Origin of the sequence: Moraxella sp. K127, assembly GCF_015223095.1 — a bacterium.
GTDB lineage: Bacteria > Pseudomonadota > Gammaproteobacteria > Pseudomonadales > Moraxellaceae > Moraxella.
In genome coordinates, this window is the sequence record NZ_JADFBZ010000015.1 from 33450 (window position 1) to 50367 (window position 16918).

The 16918-nt window shown below is 44.5% G+C and carries 16 protein-coding genes; 10 read left to right on the forward strand and 6 right to left on the reverse strand.

Annotated elements, in window-relative coordinates:
* Nucleotides 1-184: 184 nt before the first annotated feature.
* From tpx to IM753_RS04855, 4 genes are all read right to left on the reverse strand, one after another.
* A complete protein-coding gene (gene tpx, locus IM753_RS04840) occupies nt 185-688 on the reverse strand; it encodes a thiol peroxidase (RefSeq protein ID WP_065256648.1) in 504 nt (167 codons plus the stop codon).
* Between the two features lie 81 nt (nt 689-769).
* On the reverse strand, nt 770-1636 hold the full coding sequence (locus tag IM753_RS04845; RefSeq protein ID WP_065256649.1) for an SDR family oxidoreductase: 867 nt from the start codon (nt 1634-1636) through the stop codon (nt 770-772).
* Nucleotides 1637-1779: 143 nt separating this feature from the next.
* Nucleotides 1780-2763: a protease SohB gene (sohB, locus tag IM753_RS04850; RefSeq protein WP_065256650.1), complete on the reverse strand. Its 984-nt coding sequence runs from the start codon at nt 2761-2763 to the stop codon at nt 1780-1782.
* 63 nt (nt 2764-2826) lie between these two features.
* The gene (locus IM753_RS04855) at nt 2827-4689 is read right to left on the reverse strand and encodes a potassium/proton antiporter (RefSeq protein ID WP_065256651.1); all 1863 of its coding nucleotides are present in this window, start codon (nt 4687-4689) and stop codon (nt 2827-2829) included.
* Between the two features lie 275 nt (nt 4690-4964).
* Here IM753_RS04855 and aspS point away from each other — a divergent pair, with 275 nt between their 5' ends.
* Genes aspS through IM753_RS04880 form a run of 5 tightly spaced genes read left to right on the forward strand, consistent with a single transcriptional unit; the run spans nt 4965 to nt 10780 of the window.
* Nucleotides 4965-6764, forward strand: a complete 1800-nt coding sequence (gene aspS, locus IM753_RS04860; RefSeq protein WP_194108787.1) for an aspartate--tRNA ligase — start codon at nt 4965-4967, stop codon at nt 6762-6764.
* Nucleotides 6765-6781: 17 nt separating this feature from the next.
* Nucleotides 6782-7699, forward strand: coding sequence for a lysophospholipid acyltransferase family protein (locus IM753_RS04865; RefSeq protein WP_194108788.1), 918 nt, complete (start codon nt 6782-6784; stop codon nt 7697-7699).
* Nucleotides 7696-8442 carry a glycosyltransferase gene (locus IM753_RS04870; protein WP_065256655.1) on the forward strand — a complete coding sequence of 249 codons (747 nt, stop codon included), beginning with the start codon at nt 7696-7698 and terminating at the stop codon, nt 8440-8442. The genes IM753_RS04865 and IM753_RS04870 overlap by 4 nt, the downstream gene beginning before the upstream one ends.
* Nucleotides 8439-10031 carry a glycosyltransferase family 2 protein gene (locus tag IM753_RS04875; protein ID WP_227514755.1) on the forward strand — a complete coding sequence of 531 codons (1593 nt, stop codon included), beginning with the start codon at nt 8439-8441 and terminating at the stop codon, nt 10029-10031. Before IM753_RS04870 ends, IM753_RS04875 begins: the two co-directional genes overlap by 4 nt.
* Nucleotides 10028-10780, forward strand: a complete 753-nt coding sequence (locus IM753_RS04880; RefSeq protein ID WP_065256656.1) for a glycosyltransferase family 25 protein — start codon at nt 10028-10030, stop codon at nt 10778-10780. Before IM753_RS04875 ends, IM753_RS04880 begins: the two co-directional genes overlap by 4 nt.
* 8 nt (nt 10781-10788) lie before the next feature.
* On the opposite strand, the gene IM753_RS04885 is transcribed toward IM753_RS04880, so the two are convergent.
* Nucleotides 10789-11769 carry a glycosyltransferase family 4 protein gene (locus IM753_RS04885; protein WP_065256657.1) on the reverse strand — a complete coding sequence of 327 codons (981 nt, stop codon included), beginning with the start codon at nt 11767-11769 and terminating at the stop codon, nt 10789-10791.
* A gap of 75 nt (nt 11770-11844) precedes the next feature.
* On the opposite strand from IM753_RS04885, the gene IM753_RS04890 reads away from it, so the two are divergent.
* From IM753_RS04890 to IM753_RS04910, 5 genes are all read left to right on the forward strand, one after another.
* A complete protein-coding gene (locus IM753_RS04890; RefSeq protein ID WP_065256658.1) occupies nt 11845-12675 on the forward strand; it encodes a glycosyltransferase family 25 protein in 831 nt (276 codons plus the stop codon).
* Between the two features lie 326 nt (nt 12676-13001).
* Nucleotides 13002-14090, forward strand: a complete 1089-nt coding sequence (gene aroC / locus IM753_RS04895; protein WP_065256659.1) for a chorismate synthase — start codon at nt 13002-13004, stop codon at nt 14088-14090.
* Between the two features lie 17 nt (nt 14091-14107).
* Nucleotides 14108-14647, forward strand: coding sequence for a hypothetical protein (locus IM753_RS04900; RefSeq protein WP_065256660.1), 540 nt, complete (start codon nt 14108-14110; stop codon nt 14645-14647).
* On the forward strand, nt 14644-15111 hold the full coding sequence (gene ybaK, locus IM753_RS04905) for a Cys-tRNA(Pro) deacylase (RefSeq protein WP_065256661.1): 468 nt from the start codon (nt 14644-14646) through the stop codon (nt 15109-15111). The genes IM753_RS04900 and ybaK overlap by 4 nt, the downstream gene beginning before the upstream one ends.
* 20 nt (nt 15112-15131) lie before the next feature.
* Nucleotides 15132-15518 carry a hypothetical protein gene (locus tag IM753_RS04910; RefSeq protein ID WP_065256662.1) on the forward strand — a complete coding sequence of 129 codons (387 nt, stop codon included), beginning with the start codon at nt 15132-15134 and terminating at the stop codon, nt 15516-15518.
* 114 nt (nt 15519-15632) lie between these two features.
* Here IM753_RS04910 and prmB read toward each other — a convergent pair whose 3' ends face one another.
* Nucleotides 15633-16754 (reverse strand): 50S ribosomal protein L3 N(5)-glutamine methyltransferase, encoded by a 1122-nt coding sequence (gene prmB, locus IM753_RS04915; protein ID WP_194108789.1) that lies wholly within the window; start codon nt 16752-16754, stop codon nt 15633-15635.
* Nucleotides 16755-16918: the final 164 nt, after the last annotated feature.

A 16918-nucleotide genomic window follows, 5' to 3' on the forward strand; every position in this document is an offset into this window, starting at 1 on the left:
GGGCGTTTTTATTTGGTAACGGCTTGGATTGTCCGCTTAGAAAATCCCATTTAACGAACTTATTTAACGAACTTGATGTTTATCACAGATAATAACCAGATAAAAATTGGATTATGTTAAATAAATTTCAAACCGTTAAACAAATAGCCCATATTTGGGCTATTTTTTGAGCAAACCAAGTAAATCAAGCCAAAGATGCCAACGCCTTATCATAATCAGGCTCACTCTTAATCTCTGGCACAAGCTCGCTATGCAACACTTTGTTATCGGTATCTAGCACAATGACCGCACGAGCAGTTAGCCCTGCCAACGCCCCTGATGTCATGGCAACGCCAAGGTTTTTGGCGACATCAGCATTTCTAAAAGCGGACAAAGTTTTGACATTATCCAGTCCTTCCGCCCCACAAAAACGGGCTTGGGCAAAGGGCAAATCTGCCGAAATGCACAGTACCACGGTGTTATCAAGCTCACCTGTTTTTTGGTTAAACACACGCACGGACGTGGCACAAATGTCCGTGTCAATGCTTGGAAAAATGTTTAAAATCTTGCGTTTGCCGGCAAAATCAGACAATTTGACATCCGCCAAATCATTGCCCACTAAGACAAAATCAGCGACCGTCTCGCCCACTTTGGCAAACTCGCCTGCCACATCTACGGCATTGCCACCTAAGGTAATTTGACTGCTCATACGTACTCCTATATTATCGGTAAAGGGATAGTCTATATTACTCCGCTTTGGGATAAAATGCAAATCATCTATACCTTTTAATTACAAAAATTTGGTAATCAGTCTTAACGGTAAATATTTCATACCCAGTCCAATCGGCAACCACGGCCACGCAGGGACATAGGCTTCATCTACCTTGGCTTCAATGGCTTTAACAATCACGTCCGCCCCTTCGTCTTCTTCCACTTCAAAGGGCAGGTATTTTGCTCCGATATTTAGGTCGGTACGCACATAACCAGGGTAGATTGTGGACACCGTAATCGGCAGTTTTTCACTAATGGTATCAGCTCGTATCCCTTCGGCAAGAGCCGCCAAGCCTGCTTTGGCAGCGGCGTAAGTCGTCAAATGACGTGGTAAGCCACGCACCGCAGACATGCTAGATATGACCACCAGATGACCGCTGTTTTGACGGCGGAAAATCTGCATGGCGGATTCACACTGGGCAAGGGCGGAGATAAAGTTGGTTTCGGCAGTGGCACGATTTATCGCAAATCGCCCATGCCCGATGACACGGCTGTCGCCCACGCCTGCGTTTACGATAATTTTATCAAGTGTGCCACCGTCATTTTCCACATCTTTGGCAAAGTCTTCAAACACCGTAAAGACATCATCATACACCGTAACGTCCAGCGTACGCACATAAACCTTTACGCCAAATTCTTTTTCTAGCTCGGCTTTTAGGGTCTCCAAGCGGTCAAGTCGTCTGGCACAAATCGCCAAATCATAGCCCAAAAAGGCAAATTTGCGAGCCATCATCGCCCCAAGCCCCGAGCTTGCTCCTGTAATCAGCACCGTTTTGCCTTGACCGATACCACGAATGTCATTTAAATCTTTGATTTTGCTAAATCTATTGGCAACCACTCGTCCGAACTTATCGGCTTTGGCAAAGACTTCTTCTAATTTTTTCATAAACAACCCAAATCATACGTTAAAATCAATAAAAAAGCGAACAACCATTGTCCGCTTTTAAAAAGTTGAATGGCTTATTTTACACCATTTTTATCAAAATTTTAAGCAAAATGATGTGTACATTCAATCACTTGTAAGACTCTTTAAGGACGTTGATATTTGGCAAGTTGTTCGCCTACCGATGACACCATTTGTCCAACCATATCACCCATCTTTACGCCCATTTGTTCAGACAAGCCTAACTTTTCTGCCAAAGTCGGCTTGGTGCGAGTGTGTAATACAAAAACATCATGCTCTTTCATCAGTTCAAGCACATAGGCATCGGACGTACCAATTGCATCAACAAGCCCCAAATCCAAAGCGTCCTGCCCAAACCAAATCTCGCCTGTGGCAATCTTCTCCACATCTAGGCTTGGGCGGTGCGTTTTGACAAAGGTTTTAAACAATTCATGAATGCGGTCAATGTCCGCTTGGTGCTTGGCACGGTCTTCATCGTCATTTTCGCCAAACATGGTAACGGTACGCTTGTACTCGCCTGCGGTAAATTGCTCAAAATCCACATCATGCTTTTTAAGAAGTTTATTAAAATTAGGCAACTGGCTTACCACACCCACCGAGCCGATGACCGCAAAATCACTGGCGATAATCTTGTCCGCCACACACGCCATCATATAGCCACCACTTGCCGAGATTTTGTCCACGCAGACGGTGAGAATAAGCCCTGCTTGTTTTAGGCGAGCAAGTTGAGCACTTGCCAAACCATAAGCATTCACCTGTCCGCCACCACTCTCCAAACGTACCACCACTTCATCGCCTGATTTTGCCGAGCTGATAATCACGCTAATCTCTTCACGCAGATGAGCCACCGCAGACGCTTTGATGTCGCCGTCAAAATCTAGGACAAAGACGCTTTTGTTGTCGCCCTTGTTCTTATCGTCCGCCTTGTCTTTTTTGTCTTTTGCCTTATCTTTGGCTTTTTTGTACAATTTGCCAAACAGACCGCATTTTTTGTCGTCTTTTTGGCTGTTTTTTAGAGCGTCTTTGAGTTGCTCTTGGCGTTTGTCTTGGAGTTTATTAAGATGAATAATGGATAATTCAGTCGGCTTTTTTGATGAATGAAATAGCATGGTTTTACCTTTTTTGATAAATTTTAAAAAATAATGGGGTTTGTTTGGCGTTTTAAAAGTCCCTTATTCCTTTTTGACCGTATTTTTTAGCCCCACGCCACGCAGTCTGCCCCGATTGTCCACATCACGCACAATGAGACTCCAATGGTCGTTGAGTCGCACCTTATCGCCACTGACAGGCTCAGCATGAAAATGGTTTAGCATATACTCTTCGATGGTCTCATTTTTGTGCTTATCAAATATTTCAATCAACTCATCATCAATTCCGCCAAGCGTTGATTTGGGTGGGGTAAATACTTCAAAAAAGTCAAAGGGCGTTTTTTTGGTGGATTTGGACGTGCTGGGTCGGTCTGTTTTGAGCAAGGATTGCCCACCGCTAAAAAACGGCAAATCGGCAATTTTGATGTGGGGAGACAGTAGCCAATCGCCATAAAACTCGCTTGTTTTTTGGTATTGGGTGGCAGAGTTGTTAAAAATCTTTGCCACAGAGCTGGCATTGTCCCCACTCATGGCATACCACACCACATCGCCCGCTCGCAATGCCGTGTCGTCATTGACAACAAGCAAATGGTCGTTTCTTACCACCGCAAACAAATTGACATCATTAGCATTAAAACGGCTTGAGATATTGACAGGGTGTCGTCCCACGGCAAACGCCCCCTTGCCCACTTCAAATTCATAAAGCGTAATATTGGCATGGTCGCCTACCCAAATCTCATGCTCCGCCTTTGGTTCGCTATCGGTTGGCACCCATACCCCAAAGGCTCTGGACATAAAAGGAATGGTCGCCCCTTGGGCAAGTAGCGACAAAATCACAAGCCCAAAGGCGATGTTGAACGCCAAATTGGCTTGGGGAACTGCCATCATGATGGGAATAATGGCAAGGGTAATCGGTACTGCCCCACGCAGACCCACCCATGAGATAAAGCCAATTTCACGCCAATTAAAGCCAAAAGGCAACAGGCTTGTCATGACCGCAAACGGACGAGCGACAAACAACAAAAATAAAAACACAATCAAAGAGTAATGCCACACTTGCAAAAGACTAGATGGCGTAACCAGTAGCCCCAGCACCACAAACAGCACCGCCTGCGATAGCCACGCAAAACTGTCCATGACCCGAAGGACGTGTTCGGTGGCACGCACTTTGGTATTACCAATCGCCACGCCCGTCAAATACACCGCCAAAAAGCCCGAACCGCCCAACAGGTTGGTCGCCCCAAATACCGCCATGCCTGCTGACATAATCAAAATGGCATACATACCGTCCGCCAAATGCACCTTGGGGAGCAGTTTTGACAGCACAAAGCCCGACACCACGCCCATGACCAGCCCCACGCCAATTTGGGTGGCAAGTAGCGACAAAATTGTCCAGATTGTTTGGCTTTCGGGGTCAAGGTTTAGGGCAATCATGACCGTAACAAGCAAAATCGCCAACGGGTCGTTCGCCCCCGATTCAAGTTCAAGCGTTGCTTGCACACGGTCGTTGAGCTTGACCCCACCATTTCTAAGCAGGCTAAAAACAGCCGCCGCATCGGTACTGCCCACAATGGCGGCAATCAACAGCCCAAGTCGCCAGTCCACCCCCAAAAGATACGCAATAAACACCCCAAGCGTCAATACAGTTGCCACAACGCCCCAAGTGGCAAGGGTAACGGCAGGTTTTAACCCCACCCGAAACGAGTTGAGAGACGTTCTAAGTCCCCCATCAAGCAAAATGCACGCAAGGGCAGCTTGTCCGATAAAATTAGCAAGGGCATACTGCTCAAACTCAATCCCCAAAATCCCTTCTTCGCCAGCAAGCACACCCACGCCCAAAAAGAACAACAGCAAAGGCACGCCCAAACGAGCCGACAACTGGCTTGTCATAATACTTACAAAAATCAGCACCGCCGAGACAAGGTACAAAATATTTAGGGTGTCCATCACGCTCCTTTTTGGGTTGGGTAATTTGTGGGCAAAACTTGACAGCGGTCAATCGCCAAAGGGTAAGTCAAAAAGACTAATTGTAACACAAAATCGCCCCAAACGTGCCAATTTTTGTCCAAAAGCCAGTGTCAAAAATGCTCAAAGGGATAACTTGCTCCGTCATATCCTTTTGACAAATTTTTACAAAAAAACTTGCCCAAATTGCATTTTAAAGGCATAATAGCAGGTTTCAACTTTTTCAAAATTAAAGCAACTTTAAAAAAGGCAAATTTATGGCAATTCGCACAGAATATTGCGGTAGTGTTACCGAAAGCTACATTGACCAAACCATTACCGTTGTCGGCTGGGTACACCGCCGTCGCGACCACGGGGGCGTAATTTTCTTGGACATGAGAGACCGGGACGGACTATTACAAGTCGTCATTGACCCCGACACGCCAGAAGCCTTTGCCACCGCTGATAAGGCACGTTCTGAATTTATCCTAAAAATCACAGGGCGTGTGCGTGCCAGATACGAAGGCACCCAAAACCCCAACATGAAAAGCGGTCAAATTGAACTTCTTGCCAAAGAAATTGAAACCCTTGCCACGAGCGAAACGCCACCATTTCCGCTAAACGATGATTTTAGCAACGTTTCAGAAGAGCTACGCCTAAAATACCGCTTCCTTGACATTCGCCGTCCTGAAATGCTTGACCGCTTGCGTTTTCGCTCAAAGGTAACAAGCCTTATCCGCAACTACCTAGACGAGCATGGCTTTTTGGACGTTGAAACACCTATCCTAACTCGTGCCACCCCAGAAGGGGCAAGGGATTACCTTGTGCCAAGCCGTGTGTCTAATGGCGAGTTTTATGCCCTGCCACAGTCGCCACAGCTATTCAAACAGCTTCTTATGGTAGGCGGTATTGACCGTTATTATCAAATCGCCAAGTGTTTCCGTGATGAAGATTTGCGTGCCGACCGCCAGCCTGAATTTACCCAAATTGACGTCGAGACCTCATTCCTTGATGACAACGACATCATGGACTTAATGGAAGGCATGACCACCAAGCTATTTGATGAACTTTTGGACGTAAAATTTGATAAATTTGAGCGTATGCCGTACTCACAAGCCATGCGTGATTATGCGTCCGACAAGCCTGATTTGCGTATTCCACTAAAACTTGTGGACGTGGCGGACATCATGCAAAACGTGGAGTTTAAAGTATTCTCCGCCCCCGCCCAAGACCCCAAAGGTCGTGTGGTTGCCCTACGCATTCCAAAAGGTGGTGAGATTACGCGTCGCCAGATTGATGACTACACCAAATTTGTTGGCATTTATGGGGCAAAAGGTCTAGCCTACATCAAGGTAAATGATGTATCTAACATCAACAACGGCGTAGATAAAGAAAGCGGACTACAATCGCCTATCATCAAAAATATGACCGATGACGTGCTTGTAGAACTTATCAAACGCACAGGTGCCGAAAATGGCGACATCATTTTCTTTGGTGCCGACAAAGCCAAAGTGGTTAATGACGCTATGGGTGCGTTGCGTGTCAAAATCGGTCATGATTTAAATCTTTTGACCTGTGAGTGGGCTCCACTATGGGTTGTGGATTTCCCCATGTTTGAAGAGACTGATGACGGTAAGTGGACATCAGTTCACCACCCATTTACCAAGCCAAAAGGCACAGTAGAAGAGATGAAAAACAGCCCAGAGACCGCTCTGTCTATCGCTTATGACATGGTGCTAAACGGTACCGAGATTGGCGGTGGAAGTCTTCGTATCAATACCCTAGATATGCAAAAGGCAGTCTTTGAAGCACTAGGCATTAATGAAGCCGAAGCCGAAGAGAAATTTAGCTTCCTACTGAACGCCCTAAAATACGGTGCGCCACCGCATGGCGGATTGGCATTTGGTCTTGACCGTTTGGTCATGCTCATGACAGGAGCAAGCTCTATTCGGGACGTTATTGCCTTTCCTAAGACCAAAACGGCAGAATGTCCGCTCACCGAAGCCCCTGCTGGCGTGGATAATAAGCAACTGCGTGAGCTTGGCATTCGTGTGCGTGAAAAAGAAAAAGCTGAATAATCATAGACTTGTGATTTATGCTTAATCTTATCAAATTCGTGCCAATGTCCTTTTTGGGGGCATTGGCTCGTTTTGCGTCTTATCTTGCCAAATGGTCAAATGCCAGCATTTACCGCAGTATTTGCACCAATCTCATGCTAGTCCGCCCTTTTATGGATAAGGACGAGCGAGACAGGCTTGCCTTTACCGCCTTGCAAAATCAGCTTATCAGCACCCTAGACAGTGCCAAAAGCTGGGCAATGTCCCCAGAATGGTCTATCGCCCAAATCAAAACGGTGCATAACCGTGAGATTTTGGAGCGTGGTTTTGCCAATCCCAAGGGGCTGATTTTGGTGGTGCCACACATCGGCACTTGGGAGATGATGAACGCATGGCTGTGCGGTTTTGGCGATCTGACGATTATGTACAAGCCGTCTGGCAATCCTAGCCTTGACCGATTTATCCTAAGCGGTCGTGAACGGCTGTCCGCTACGCTTGTCCCCACCGACAGCACAGGCGTTAAGGCGATTTTTAAAACGCTAAAATCAGGCGGATTTACTGTGATTTTGCCCGACCATGTGCCTGATAAAAATGGCGGAGAGATTGTACCGTTTTTTGGCATTCCCACCATGACAGGCACGCTCACCACCAAACTTGCTCAAAAAACAGGCTGTGCGTTGGTTGGTCTGGCGTGTATTAAAGGCAAGGACGGATTTGAGATATTTTGTTATGATTTGACCGACCCCAATTTGTACGACAAAAACGACATCATCGCCACCACTGCTTTAAATAATAGTATGCAGATGATGATAAATGAGCATTTTGCCCATTATATGTGGGGCTATCGGCGATTTAAGACCACGCCTTTTGGCGAAAATCCCTATCTGTTGCCTTTTGATGATTTGCAGGCCCAAATAAAATCTTATAAAATAGACAAAAACAAGGAAAATCCATGACCGACAACCGCTATGTGATTTGCATGAAATGGGGAACCAAATACGGTGCCGAGTACGTCAATCGCCTGTATAATATGGTAAAACGCCATTTAACCCTTGATTTTCAAATGGTGTGCTTGACGGACGACCCCACGGGCATTGATGATAATGTCAAATGCTATCCCATTCCCGAGCTAAACCTACCTGCCAACCTGCCCGAACGTGGCTGGAAAAAACTCACCACCTTTAAGCCAGAATTGTATGATTTAAAAGGCACGGCGTTATTTTTGGATATTGACATTGTCATCGTGGATAATATTGACTGCTTTTTTACGCACAAAGCGGAGCATGATGACAGCGTGATGATTATCCGTGATTGGAAAAAGCCGTGGCGAATGGTCGGCAACAGTTCGGTATATCGCTTTAAAGTGGGGCAAAATACTTATCCGAACTTACTTAGTTATTTTGAACAAAATTTTGAAAAAATCCGTTCAGAAGTTCGCCACGAACAGGCGTTTTTATCCAATTATCTGCGTGAACATCATCATTTGGAATATTGGGACGCCAGTTGGTGTGTGAGTTTTAAATATCACTGCCTGCAAAAAATTCCCATGGCGTATTTTGTCCCACCCAAAAAACCACACGGGGCAAAAATCGTCATCTTTCATGGCGAGATTAATCCACCAGACGCCATCACAGGTGGGGGCGGTAAATGGTATCGCCATGTTTTGCCAAGTGAGTGGATTAAGGATGCTTGGCAATGAGTCAATACCCCCTATCAGTCGTCATGATTGTCAAAAATGAAGCCAAAAATTTGGCAATCAGCTTGCCTGCTCTAGACGGCTTGGCGGACGAGATTATCATTTTGGATAGCGGTAGCACCGACAACAGCCGAGAAATTGCCGAACAATATGGGGCAAAATGGCACGTCAATACCGACTGGCAAGGCTTTGGCAAACAACGCCAACTTGCCCAATCATACGCCACAGGCGAATGGATATTGGCATTAGACGCTGATGAAGAGATTACCGATGAGCTAAAACAGAGCATTTTGGCGGTCATTAAAAATCCACCCAATGATACGGTATATGGGATCAAACGCATAGACTGTATTTTTGGGCATGAGATTGATAACAGGCTATGGGCGGTTAAGGCTCATTGGCGACTGTATCCAAAAAAATATAACTATGACAATAACTTAGTGCATGAATCGGTCGTGCTAAATGGGGCAAGCACTGCCACGCTTGACGGCTTTATGCGACATCACACGGCAGACACGCCCCTATTTTGGCTCACCAAACGTCTAGAATACGCCAAAGCATGGGCGGACGATAGGCACAGACAGGGCAAAAAAGGCAAATTTAGTAAGGTAATTTTAAACCCGTTTTGGGCGTTTTTTAAACAGTATTTTGTGGACGGGCGTTTTTTGCAGGGCAGGTATGGGTTGATTTATTCGCTGATGTTTACCCAATACACCTTTAACAAATACGCCATTTTGTACGATTTGACCCACAACCAAGCCGAACAAGCGTTTTTAAAATCGGTAGAATTTGCCAAAAATCTCACGCCCATTGATTTGACCAACAAAAAAAGCACGCTGTCGCTTGTCATGATTTGCAAAAACGAATCCAAGCACCTAAAAGCGTGCCTTGATACCGTGCATGATTTGGTAGATGAGATTATCATTTTGGATAGCGGTAGCACCGATGATACCCGCAAGATTGCCGAATCTTTTGGAGCAAAATGGCACACCAATACCGACTGGCAAGGCTTTGGCAAACAACGCCAACTTGCCCAGTCTTATGCTACAAGCGATTATGTGCTGGTGCTGGACGCTGATGAACGCCTTGACCAAGAATTAAGGCAGTCTATTGCTGATATATTAAGGCAACCCGTGCAGACAGATAAGGTCTTTGCCATTGCTCGGGTCAATACCTTTTGTGGCGTGGAAGTTCAGCCACGCTCATGGTACACCGATAAGCTTGCTCGGCTCTATGCTCGCACGCAGTTTAAATATTCAGACTTAGAAGTGCATGAATCGCTTGACCAACAAGGCGTGCCAAGCGTGGTATTAAAGGGCTATTTGCCCCACATCACCAACGACAATCTGCATCATTTTTTGGTAAAAAATATCCGATACAGCCACGACTGGGCAAAAGAAAAACACACCAAAGGCAAAACCGTGAGCATGGCAGGACTGCTTGTTCGCTCGTGGTTTTCGTTTGTGCGTGAGCATGTCATCCGTGCCGACTTTATGGGCGGGGCGTACGGCTATATCTTGGCGGTGGCGTCTTTGGGTTATACCTTGGATAAATACATCATGCTGTGGCAGATGAATCGGAATAAGCCATGAAAAACTATGTCATCAGTCTAGCTACCGCTCATGACCGCCGAGAGCATATCAAGGCGGAATTCGGCAAACAAGGTATTGAATTTGCATTTTTTGATGCGGTTACGCCAGACAACATAGAGCGTATTTCCACGCAATTAAACATTCCTTTGGCAAACAACCAACGCTTGTCATTGGGCGAAAAGGCATGTTTTTTAAGTCATGTCTTTTTATGGCAAAAGATGATAGATGACAACTTAGAGCATATCGCCATTTTTGAAGATGACGTATATTTGGGCGAAAATGCCGTTGCCTTTTTACAAGACGACTGGTTAAACTTTCCTTTTGATATTATCAAGCTAGAAACATGGCATGAATTGGTGCATTTGGGCAAACCTATCATTCATCATCATGGCAGGGCATTACACCCCCTAAAAAGCACCCACGTTGGAGCATGCGGTTACATCATCTCAAAAGACCATGCTTGCTCGCTCATGGGTTATTTGCAACACGATTTTGATATTCACGGACAAGCCATAGACCATATTTTATTTGGAAACACTTGCATTAATTCAACCATCTATCAGCTAAACCCTGCTCTAGCCATTCAGTCAGATAGGCATGACAATACCCTAAAAAGCACACTCGAAGCCACTCGCAACAACCGTTATGAGCAACCTATGACTTTAATCCAACAATTTAACCGTCGCATGAAAACATGGAAGCGAAGCATTTTAAAAAGACTTGTCTACAAGATAGTACCATTTAAGTAGTTGACTGTCTACACTCTCATGTTTAGCCTATCCTTGATATTCGCCTTTGATTTTGGGCGTTGTGCGTTTAAATTCTCGCCTGCCAATACTCTTTCATAGCATTCCACATACGCCTTTGACATGGACAGATGACTAAAATGCGATTTGGCTCGCTCATGGCATGCTCGTCTGTCAAACTTATCAACATCTTTGACCGCTTCGGTCAGCACCGCATAACTGTCCGACAACACCCCCACGTCATCGCTGACAATATCGGGCATTGCCCCAAATGGCGTGGCAAATACAGGACAACCCAAATATAAACTTTCAATCATGGCAAGCCCAAACGGCTCATGCCACAACACAGGAAAAATCAGCCCTTTTGAATTTCTCACAAGGTCATTTTTAGCCATGCCACCCACCATACCGTGAAAAGTCAAATCCGATGATAAATAAAAATATGGATTGCGTTTTAGATTAAAGCGTTTACCGCCCAAAATATGTATGGGTATATTGGCATTTTTGGCGATTTTTATCGCTCCTTGTACGTTTTTGATTCGCCATGTCGCCTTTGCCAAATAATGCACATAATTTTGTGGCTTGTCCAAATTTGGCTCGCCATAATCCGCCCAATACAGCCCATTATGCACATAGCAATTGGCATGATAATTCTCAGCGTGTTTGGATGATAAATAAATGGTGTTGATATTAAATTCTTTTTCAATATCACTATTGCTATGCTCAGTACAGACAAATGGCGTATTTATCTCGCCATCATAGGGAAAATGAAAGTGAATAATATCCGCCCAGCCTTCTATTTGACCCTCCAAGGGTTTATTTTCATCATATATCAAGCCATCGGGATTTTTATTGTCGTATTTGGTCAAAAACCTAACATCATGCCCAAGCTCTTTTTGCCCTTGATATAACGCCCATAATACCCGTTCCGTCCCACCATAATCATTGGGCGGAATAGGTAGGGAAGTTAATAAAACGTGTAATATTTTCATGCAACTCCCAATCGTAGCTTGACAAAATGACGAAATTTAGGCAATATACCATAAATTTTCTCATTCGCCAACGCCATGCTTAAAAATTATGTCATCAGCCTTGCCAATGCACAAGAAAGACGTCTACATATTATACAAGAATTTGGACAAAAAGAGATTAATTTTGAATTTTTTGATGCTGTTACACCAGACCAAATTGATGAGTTAGCGACTAAATTTGGGCTAGATATCACCAATGCCAATCTAACCAAAGGAGAGTTGGCATGCTTATTTAGTCATGTTAGTTTATGGCAAAAAGCCATTGATGATGATTTGGAGTATATTGGAATCTTTGAGGATGATGTATACTTAGCCAATTCAAGCCAGTCATTTCTAAATAATACCGACTGGATTCCCAAAGATTGCCACATTATCAAAATAGAGTTGTTTGACAAAATCATTTTGTCAAAAGGCACTAAGATTTCTGCAAAAGACAGGTTTTTAATCCCTCTTATTGACATTCATCTTGGGTGTGCAGGATATATATTGTCCAAAGATGCCGCTATCAATCTTGTGGACTTTCATAAAGATTATACTAAATATAACGGCATTATTGCTGTCGATCACATTGTATTTGAACATTACATACAGCATGGCAAGTATCATCCATATCAATTAAACCCCTGTCTATGCATACAAAGCGACAGACAGACCAATCAAACTATTATTTCAAGTCAACTAGAACAAGATCGTCGAAACAGATTTGAAAACATACTTAGAATTGAGCGTGAAAAAATTCATCAAAATTTGTATAAAAAGATTTGGAGAGAGGTAAAAAGACCATTCTGGCAATTTTATAGATGGATAAAAAAAATTATCACCCATATAGATAGAAAGAGAAAAACTGTTTACTTGACACTTGATTAATACACTTGATATGGGGCGCACTGAACCTTTATAACAACATTTACAATTTAGACATATTTTAGAAACAAACCAACCGTTTTTGCATGAGAAACGTGCAATTCCCCTGCTTTTTTAAACGGGCATTTTTCATTGCAAATGCAAAAGGCAGGCACGTCCTAGTGACATTCACAAAAATTATTAGCTAAAAATTAATTGTAATTTAGAAAAGCAAGATTGCCAATATTGAAAGCTTTTAAATTTACGATTACAAGCTTCCAAGATCATCAAAAATCATTATGTAATTAATTATACTTATCCAAACATAAGACAATCAAAGAGAGCAACCCATGTCAGGCAACACAATAGGACAACTTTTTAGCGTAACCACCTGTGGCGAGTCGCATGGCGTGGGGCTTATGGCGATTGTGGACGGTGTACCGCCCAATTTGGAGCTGTGCGAGGCGGATTTGCAAGCCGAGCTTGACCGCCGTAAACCGGGGACTTCTAAATTCGCCACTCAACGTAAAGAAGATGACGTGGTGGAGATTATCTCTGGGGTGTTTGAGGGGCGTACCACAGGCACACCGATTGGGCTACTCATTCGCAACACCGACCAAAAATCCAAAGATTATGGCAATATCGCCACAACTTTTCGCCCCAATCATGCCGACTATACCTACACGATGAAGTACGGCTTTCGGGATTATCGGGGCGGTGGGCGTTCGTCTGCTCGTGAGACTGCCATGCGTGTGGCGGCAGGAGCGATTGCCAAAAAATATTTAAAAGAACGTTTGGGCGTTGTCATTCGTGGACACGTTACCCAAATTGGCACTGAAAAGGCTGAGAAACTAGATTGGGATATTGTAAACCAAAACCCGTTTTTTTGTGGAGATATTGACGCTCTGCCACGTTTTGAGGCGTTGGTTACGTCCTTGCGTGAACAAGGCACAAGCTGTGGGGCGAAATTGGAGGTTTTTGCCGAGAATGTCCCCGTGGGTTTGGGCGAGCCGATTTTTGACCGCCTAGATGCGGACATTGCCCATGCGATGATGTCTATCAATGCTGTCAAAGGTGTGGAAATTGGTGATGGGTTTGCGGTTGCCGAGCAGTTTGGGCATGACAGCCGAGACGAGCTAACCCCTGACGGTTTTTGTGCCAATCACGCAGGCGGGATTTTGGGTGGGATTAGTAGTGGGCAGGCTATTCGTGTTGCCATTGCCCTAAAACCGACCGCCAGTATCACCACCGCAGGCAAGACGATTAACCTAGATGGTGAGGCAACAGACGTCATTACCAAAGGTCGCCATGATCCTTGTGTGGGCGTGCGAGCCACACCGATTGCTGAGGCGATGCTTGCCATTGTCCTACTTGACCATTATTTGCGTCATCGTGGGCAAAATGCCGATGTTGTGCAACCATTAAAGCCGATTGAATAAAAGTTATCATGTTTAAGATGAAAAATAAACTTTTTAAAATCATCGGCTTGGCATTATTATTGGTTGGGCAGTCGTCTGTTGCCAGTGAGCCTACACTCATGGATTGGTACAAAGTCATGCCCCCAAATTACGCCCAATTTCAATCGGTTTATGGGTCAGATTTGGACGGTACGGTATTTTCGCAAATGCTACGCCCCAGCGATGAGCAATATTTTTCAGATGAGCCGTTAAGTTCAGAAAAAATACAGCTTGGGGCGAAACTCTCCGATGAAGCCTATTATCATTGCATGGTGTGGGGTTATCATCGGCTAACTTTGATGTATGGCGATGATGATTTAGACGAGATTACCAACCAACTGTTGCAATTATACCAAAGCCACGAGGATGTGTATGACATTTATAATATTTTGCTCGCATCTGACCGCTATCATTTCCCCATGACCGAACAAAAGGCATGGCAACGTATCCAACAAAACCGAGCAAATGGCTATGATAATCGCGATTTTCACAAAGTCGTGCGAGAGCGAATTTCTCAATTAAAAGATAATCAACAATGACCCCTGCCATTCGCCTATTAAAAAAGCAAAAAATCGCCCATAGCGTCCACGAATACGACCACGACCCAAATAACACAAATTTTGGGCTAGAAGCGTCCGAAAAGTTAGGTTTGTCGCCTGATACGGTGTTTAAAACCTTACTCGTTACGGACGGTAAGGCGTATTTTGTGGCGATATTGCCCGTGTGTCATCTGCTTAATTTGAAGAAAATGGCGAATGCCGTGGGTGTAAAAAAGCTTGTTATGGCAAATCCTAGCGACGCCGAACGTTTAACAGGTTATATCGTGGGCGGGATTAGCCCCATTGGACAGAAAAAACGCCTAAAAACCGTGATACATTCTTCCGCCCAAAACCTTGATAAAATGTATGTGAGCGGTGGCAAGCGTGGACTGGATATTGGCATTGCCCCTGATGAGTTAGCAGGTGTTTTAACGGCACAGTTTTGTGATATCATAGATGAGTAATTTTTAATCAGAGAGGTTTTATGAAAAAATTAATGCTTAGCATGATGGCGAGTGTTGCCATGCTAACAGGTTGTGCTACCACAGGCACGGATGGCACAACCAATGCCATCAATACCGCAACCAATGCTGGTATGGCAGTATTTAAAAATGCTGTGGACATCCAATGTCGCACTCAGCTCAATGGCTATAATGCCTACAAAACCATTACCATGCTGATGCCTGCCGAGCAAAAGACAGCTCTTGAAAACAAAGTATGTGGCTGTGTCAGCGAAAAAGCCCCGCAAAGTGTCACCCTTGCCGAACTAGGTCAAGCTGTGATTGATGAAAATGCTCGTGTGCAAATCGCCACATCTGCGGTAAGCAAGACGATTAATGCCTGCGTGAGTGAGTTTGCTGGCGGTATTTGATAAGCATAAACCCAAATCTAGTGATTTGGGTTTTTAAAATACCCACTTATCGCTCAGCAGTCATAACGTCAAAGCGATAAATAAAACCTTATCATCAATAAAGCAATTCATCCATTACTCCCCCTTCACCCTATCCACCTGTCTTTTGAACTCATCACGATACTCCAAAAGCTCCTCGCAGGTAATGGCAAAAATCCCGCTTCCGCCCTTTTCAAAGGTAAGCCAGTCAAACTGAATCTCAGGATAGGATTGACGTAACGCCCATTCGCTATCGCCCACTTCACACACCAATAGCCCGTCTTTTGTCAGATAATCGGGGGCGTGGTACAAAATCTGATGTACCAAATCCAAACCGTCTTGTCCTGCCGCCAAGGCGTGTTCTGGCTCATGCAAAAACTCTGGCGGTAGCTCCGCCATGACCGCCGCATCCACATAAGGCGGATTGGTTACAATCAGCTCATACTGATTTTCGGCAGGGATTTTGGCAAACAAATCACTCTCAATCAGATTGACTTGATGAGACAGTTCATGGTGTTCCACGTTCGTCCATGCCACTTCCAAGGCATCTTTATCAATATCCGCCCCGTCCACATTGGCATCAGGGAATGCCACCGCCAAAGCAATGGCGATACAACCCGACCCCGTGCATAAATCCAAAATCCGCTCAGGCGGAGCCAGTTGCAACTCTTGCAAACCGTGGGCAAAAAACTTGGTTTTATTGGCATTATCCACATCAAAATACGGGTAGAAGTTTTGATTGATAAGTTCGGCAATGGGCGAGCGTGGGATAAGCACCCGTTCGTCCACATAAAACGGCAAATTACAAAAATACGCCAAATTAATGAGATATGATAAAGGCTTACGTTGAATAATCCGCTCGGAAAGTAGGTCAAGCACCGCCTGTTTTTCGCTGTCGGTCAAACGACAATCCAAAATCTCAGGATTCGCCCCCCAATCTAGGTTTAGCGTATGCAGGACAATGGCAGAACTTTCGGCAAATTCATCAGTCGTCCCCTGTGCCACCACCACGTCATATTCACGCAGTTTGCTCACACAAAAACGAATAAAATCCCGAATGGTACGCAAATTGCGACCTGCTTCATCAAGCTGAATATGTAGCTCATCAATTTGGGCAGGGCTTAATTTGCCATTTTCTAGCTCGTCTAAATTGTCCGAGCCGTCAAATTCTTGCTGAGTATCATCGCTAAACTGGTCATCTAAATGGGTATCTGGCATGGTATTCTCTTAATTGGATAAAATTGCCATTATAAAGAAAAATCGCCCATTTTTAAACCGCTTTTTAAATCAGCCATTAAATTTTATGGCAAAAATGGTTTTTTTGGGGAAAAATTGATAAAATAGATAAGATTTATAGCAATGTTCTGAAAAGTATATTTAAC